General features: G+C 34.9%; 3 protein-coding genes. All 3 read left to right on the forward strand.

Annotated features, from left to right (window positions below; translation table 11 throughout):
* Window positions 1–466 precede the first annotated feature (466 nt).
* Window positions 467–1,981 (forward strand): helix-turn-helix domain-containing protein, encoded by a 1,515-nt coding sequence (locus GVY42_RS15780; RefSeq protein ID WP_159563813.1) that lies wholly within the window; start codon window positions 467–469, stop codon window positions 1,979–1,981.
* Window positions 1,978–3,486, forward strand: a complete 1,509-nt coding sequence (locus GVY42_RS15785) for a helix-turn-helix domain-containing protein (protein WP_159565681.1) — start codon at window positions 1,978–1,980, stop codon at window positions 3,484–3,486. The genes GVY42_RS15780 and GVY42_RS15785 overlap by 4 nt, the downstream gene beginning before the upstream one ends.
* A gap of 1,403 nt (window positions 3,487–4,889) precedes the next feature.
* The coding region (locus tag GVY42_RS15790) for a toxin Cry1Ac domain D-VI-related protein (protein WP_159565683.1) at window positions 4,890–6,696 on the forward strand (1,807 nt) is incomplete at its 3' end.

A 6,696-nucleotide genomic window follows, 5' to 3' on the forward strand; every position in this document is an offset into this window, starting at 1 on the left:
TATGCAGATGAAAATCAGATTCGCCAACTGAAAAATGAACTAAATTAGCTTATAGCTAGGATTAGACTACTTGATGTATCTCACAAGTTGATTAATCTTAGCCTTTTATTTTAACTATGGCGTAGATTGAGCTTAAGTGATCCAATTAATTTGATAAGTAATTATAACGATGCTTTCAAGTCTATTGAAGAAGTATCACTCCAATGAGAGGGTAAAAAAAGCTTCAGATGGAATATATTATTGGTATGCAGATGAAAATCAGATTCGCCAACTGAAAAATGAACTAAATTAGCTTATAGCTAGGATTAGACTACTTGATGTATCTCACAAGTTGATTAATCTTAGCCTTTTATTTTAACTATGGCGTAGATGAATATTTGAACATACTAAGGTAGCACCTTCAAAAGATTGAAAAATGAGTATATGAGGTATTAAATAACACACCATCTGGAAAAGGGGGATTAAAATGATAGAGTTTGTAAGTAGAACTAGTCAAATTGCTTATACTATCTATATGAATACTGAAGGAACAACAATTCAAGCACTTTCTAATAAGTATGGTGTTTCCGCTAATACAATTAGAAAAGAATTGAATCAACTAGATGCTATTCTTCCAGAGGGATGGCAGTTAGTTCGAGAAGGAAGGACAGGCGTACAATTAATATCTCCTTTAGATTCGAAAATTGAAGATCTGCTAAATAGCTTAAACAAATCTAATGATATGATGAGTTTACTTAAACTGATTATTGAAAAAGATGAGTGTACATCAGAATTCTTGTGCGACTACTTTGGTTATAGCAAAGCAACGTTATATAGAAAGGTAAAGCATATAAAAGACTGGCTGTTTGAATACGACATAATTTTAGAAACTATTCCTTACTACTATTTTGATGGGGACGAAAGAAAAATTCGAGCAATGATGGTGCAGTTTTACGATATATATTTTTCGGGTAACCTCCTAACTTCTGAATTAACTAGTGCTTTCTCAATACCGGATTTTAAACACCAACTAGGTGAGATATTGCTTTCAAATAACATATTTATTTCTATGGAAGAAACGAGAAGGTTGGTTTTATTGTTACACACTATGCATATACGCGCTGGTTTTCTAAGATATATACCAGAATTAAATAGAGAAATAAGGAGATCAGGAATTTATTATAGCATTGCAAATAAATTACATCTTTTTTTCCCGAAATATCTTAACAATGATGTTATGCAAAATGAATTTGCTTATTTCTCGCTCAATTTATTCGCAGGTGGAAGACCTAAAAATAGACAAGAAGAGATTTGGTCCATTAGAGATAATAAAGATAATGACTTACGGTTTATATGGATTTTTTCATTTTTAGAAGAATTATCTCAAAATTTCTATTTTGATTTTTCAAGTGACGATCAACTTGTTTATGATTTATCAAATTTTATATCGAGAGTAAACACTGATCATATGTTGCTGACGAATACTAGGAATAATCAGTTAATTCATTACTTTCCTCATTTAAATGAAAATAAACTTCTGTCAATAATTGATAAAGCTTTGCGATTGACTCCAATACAATTCCCTTCAGATAAAGATTATTCTCTCATTTATCAGGAAACTGACAAAATTCAACTTTTGGTTTTAATTCGAGCTAGCTTAGAAAGGTTTAAGCAGAATATAACTATTAATGTAGTAATCGTATGTAATACGTTACTTGAATTTTCAAATATTCATGCTGAGTTAGTGTATCGCTATGGTAATCGCTTGGATATCCGCTATATTGAGAGTTCGCACGTCCATCAAGTGAGATTAAATCCATATGTTGATTTTGTAATTAGTACTGTTAAAACTATTTCTAAATATGTACCTCATTTAGTTGTGATTGATGTAGGTACAATCCCGGATAATTCTGATTATGAAATGATTTCAGAGTATGTCATGAAGTTTTCTGAAAGAAAAATGAGCGGAACTTATACCGAAACACAGGAGGTTGAGAAATGATTAATTTTATGGATCGTCAGTCACTTCTTGCTTATCATTTGTTCAATGCGTTTACCCCCATCTCATATCAGACACTTTCAAAAAGATTTGGTATTTCTACAAACAAAGTAATAAGAGACATTGAAGACCTTGATTATCGCTTGCCAATTGGATGGGCAATTGTGAAAAAAAAATCAGGTGGTATCATTTTACAGCGCCCACAAAAAGGAACAATTAAAGATTTGTGGGATAGTCTTAATCAGACAAATCTTTATTTTCAGATTGTTCAAATTATATTAGAGGAACGCCCGTTTACACAGGAAGAACTTGCTGTAGAATTTCATTTGACGCGCCCTACATTGTTTCGACGCTTAAAAATAATAAAAAAATGGGCAGCGAGATTTAACATAAACCTTGATACCAGAGATTATGTGCAGTTTGTGGGTGAAGAGGATGATTTACGAGCTATGATAGTTCAATTTTATGATATTTTTTGGGGAGATGATTATCGGAAAAATCAATATTTCAACGAGGAACAGTTCATATTAGAATTGTCAAGTACTTGTCAAAGTAAAAGTATACAAATAAATATGGGAGCAATTAGAAGACTAACAATCCTTTTAAACATCATTCATTCTCGAAAACGAAAAAGAAAACGGTATAAGTTGAATTCCAATGTTAGTGTGTCTAAACAGTCTTTATATTATCAAATTTCGTCATCCCTGAAGACATTCTTTCCTCAGTATGACAATCTAAACGAACTTGAAAAGGAGTTGGAGTATTTCGGGTTTAACATTCTTTCCGAATTTCGTCCGAAAAACAAAAGTGAAGAAGTCACTTATATGAGAAGGAATCTTTATACTGACCATATTTCTCAAAATATATATACATTTTTATTTGAGCTCTCTAAACACTTTCAAGTTTCTTTCTGGGCCGATGATGATTTAGTGTTTGATTTAGTTAATTTGCTTCAAACTATGTATTTGGATAATAGATTGAGAACCAATTCTAGATCTAGTTATTTACTTCGTTATTATTATGTTTATGAAGAATATTCGCTGTTTAAATTGATTCAACAGACTATTGAGGAAGGGGATTTTGAGTTCATTATCAAAGATAAGCGCTTTTTGGAGTTGAATTACTTAGAAATTTTCTTAATAATTAAGGCTAGTATTTTACGTCAAAGATCACAAAAGTCATTAAAAGTAATTATACTCACACAATATGAACATGAGAAATCATATCTAAGTTCAACTATACAGGGATGGTTTTCTAATTCTTTGGAGATTAGAACTGGTATTAGCTATTATAGCTCGGTTCTTAACTTTTTTTCTGATTATGATTTAATACTTAGTACTCGCCGAGTCAGTTCTCAATCTATTCCGCATATTCCGATTCGTCACATAAGCTCAATTCCATCTGAAAAGGAGAAGAAAGAAGTAATAAAGTTGGTGAATTATTATTTGAATAGAAAAATAGTAGTTTCTGAAACGGATGTATCTTTAATTGAAGAATTTTTGGAGTAGATAGTTTGTTAAATTGAATACCATATCTCCTTGACCCACAGTTAGTTTAAGTAGACATGATTGTTAGTTCGTTATCACCGACTCTCAGAATAGTCCGAACCCTTCAAAAAAGGATTTGGAGAAGATTGTTGAATTTCTCGTTACTTTCCAAGATGGGGTTTGAACTTTTTAATAACTTTACATGTTAGCTTCTCTAGGCTGAAGCATTAAGAGGTTCTCAAAAAAACGATAATCTAAATTTATATGACACGGAAAAGTTCTCGAATTTTTCGAATCTCCGACGGTTTCGGGTCTTGGCTTTGTGTTGAATCGCATAGATCTTACAATGTCACATGAAATATTGACGAAATAACTCACATCGCGTGAGCTATTTCGTCTTTTTTGCGTTTGATTCGATGAGACGCCTTCTTTGTCTGTCACGAAATTAAGAAATACTACAGAGGCAGTCCTTTTTGGATAATCGCTTGGACAGTTTTGCGAGTTGGAACTTTCTCACGAGGTGAAGCGAAGTAAGTGAAGTACCTTTTTGTCGGTGAACGAGCGTACGGTTGTCTGAGGACGAAGTTAATAAAGACAATGCTTGGGCGTCGAGAGGTGATTACATGGCAGTGCGGGGTAATGTCGAAATGGGGCGGTTGCTGAGTTACGTTGTGCGAGAAAAGAATAAATGGTGGGAAGACATAATGATGGTAGTTGTGTCGTCCTGGCTTAACTCATGGATCTGTGCTTTTGAGATTAAGTGTTTTTTCAAATTTGATATTCGCCTCAATTAGATCTGGTTGAATACAAATGATAAATTCGCGCTCTCGGCGATGACGAGACTGAGGAACCAACGATGGACGAAGGCCATTTAAATATCCTTAGTGGTTTAACACGTGAAACGGATGCTGAACGAGGGTCAGTGGGATAGTGATCTTGATAATGATTTTGAGCTGTGCCTGTTAAGAACAATATATTTATTTCAATATGCACTTGAAGCTGTGAAGTGACATTTTTAAGATGTTCAGACGAATCCCAGCGCCAAGTCTTGTGCGTTCTCCGAGGTATAGTTTATGTAGACTTTATGGTTGTGATTGCGGTTGGGCGGGACTTTGGCATCGATCGGTAAATTGTTTGTCACTCTTTGATGAATAAAATTGCAAGAGTGGTACGTTTTAATGGCCGTAATCAAATTTGTCGAAAAAGTAAAAAAAATGATTCAAAAAAGTTTTATTCAGTGTTTCGTTTTTGAGGATTCAATTGAAAATATATATATAGAATAGGAAATGTACTTGTTACGTATTTTGTTTATGTAATAATCAATTCACTTTTCATTAAATAATTTCAGGTGAGAATTTTATAACATATGAAAGTATTGTAACAAGTCAAATATAAATAAAGAATAAGGGAGATTAAAGGGTAAAATGAAAAAACACTCAAAAAAAATGTTGAAGCCTATTAATGTAATGGCTACAACACTAGTTATTGCAAGTCCGTTTTTCTCTTCACCGGCTTACAGCAGTACATTTGCTGCTGAAAAAGTGAATACATTTGCATCAACTGCTAAAGTTACACAGACTACAGCGGCAAACGAGATTATTGTTTATAGTTTTGAAGAACTAAAACAAGCTATCACAGAAGATAATGGGATTGATACAATTTACATCGGTTCGAGTTTTAGTGTGACTGAAGATATTGTTATGCCATATCTTAAAAAGAACATCACTATTGATGGGAACGGAAATACTATTGATTTTGCGACGTATCAAAATACCTCGACGCGAGAATATGAAACTAAAGGTTTTGTAGTAAATGATAGTCGTTCTGGATCATCTGTGTACCACTTAAAGAATATGAAGTTAAATTCTTCATCTGTGAATGGACCATTCAAGGTAACGAATGCTGAAGATGTTTCTTTGAAATTTGAAAATATTCAATCGAACGGACGTGTTCTGGCTTATAACCCACTTGGGCGTGTTTATTTAATGGGAAATGGTACTGTTGTAGATACGCAATCTTCATCTAGTGATACACGTGCAATTGTATCAAGCTCAATTTTAGAGGTTAGTGGCGATTGGGATATGGTTACAAACGGGCGTACTTCATTTTACATGTATACAGGCTCGACGGGCACGTATCCAGGAAAGTTCATTCTACATTCAGGAGCCGACCTTTTCATCGAACATACCTTGAATCATTATTCGGCTAACATTTTTAATACTTCTGTTTCTGACACAGGTACAATTACAATCGATGAGAATGCTTCATTTGTTTCGAAAGGGTCATCTGTGACTGCACAGACCAAACCGATGAGAGACGTCACAATCGGCAAAAATGCATATGTTCGTGTTGGTGGATTCCCTGACAAAGATCTTGGGGGATCGACAAACGCGGCTAGTGTGTTGGCAGTTTCAAGAACTATCAATATTAATGAAAACGCAGATGTTGAAATTAATGGTCCACAACCTCTCCAATTGTATAAATATGATGCAACACTAAACATTAATAACCCTAAAAACTTCGTGTTGAAAGGTACGGGACGATTTAATGCTATCGCATTTTCTTCCCCATCTGGTAACATAACAGGAAATATGAATATTGTAGCTGACAGTGCCGTCTACTGGAGAGGAGTTCCAAACGTCACTGCCGGTACAGGGTTAGACTATTCTAAAGCAATGTCGAGCACAGGAAAAATTCAGATGTCCGCAGTTTATAATGGACTGACATTGAAATCTTCAACGGGTGATGAATCAAATTGGTTACCTAAGAGTCTGTATGGAACTACTAACCCTGACGGTAGCCAAGGGTATCCTGTATTTTCTGTAGGTTCTGAAAAAACATTGGAAGTTAAACAAGCTAGTGTAGGTACCAATGTTGTAGCAGGAACAGCAACACCTTCAGCAGATATTCGTATCACCTATAAAAAAGATGGTGTTACTAAAAGTTTTGTGCTGAAGTCTGACAGCAACGGACAGTTCAAATATACACTACCATTCCAGATTGCTGAAGGTTCAACCATTGATGTTCTTCTCGTTAGTGACTATCGGGTGGCGCATACTGGCGAAACAGAAGCAATGGAAAGTTTAGAAGTTATTGCACAACAGTCAGTAGACGACTTGTTCACGGATGAGAACCACAACGCACTCGCGCCGACGACGGACCAAGGTGCGATCGATGATGCCCGTGCGAAAGTGGACGCGCTCCCAGAGGGAGACCTCAAGGACGAGTTGA

The sequence above is a fragment of the Exiguobacterium sp. 8A genome (genome assembly GCF_902506275.1).
Taxonomy (GTDB): Bacteria; Bacillota; Bacilli; order Exiguobacteriales; family Exiguobacteriaceae; genus Exiguobacterium; species Exiguobacterium profundum.

Coding starts and splice junctions, on each gene's coding strand:
- GVY42_RS15785 (WP_159565681.1), top strand. CDS start 1,978: ATGATTAATTTTATGGATCGTCAGTCACTTCTTGCTTATCATTTGTTC.
- GVY42_RS15780 (WP_159563813.1), top strand. CDS start 467: ATGATAGAGTTTGTAAGTAGAACTAGTCAAATTGCTTATACTATCTAT.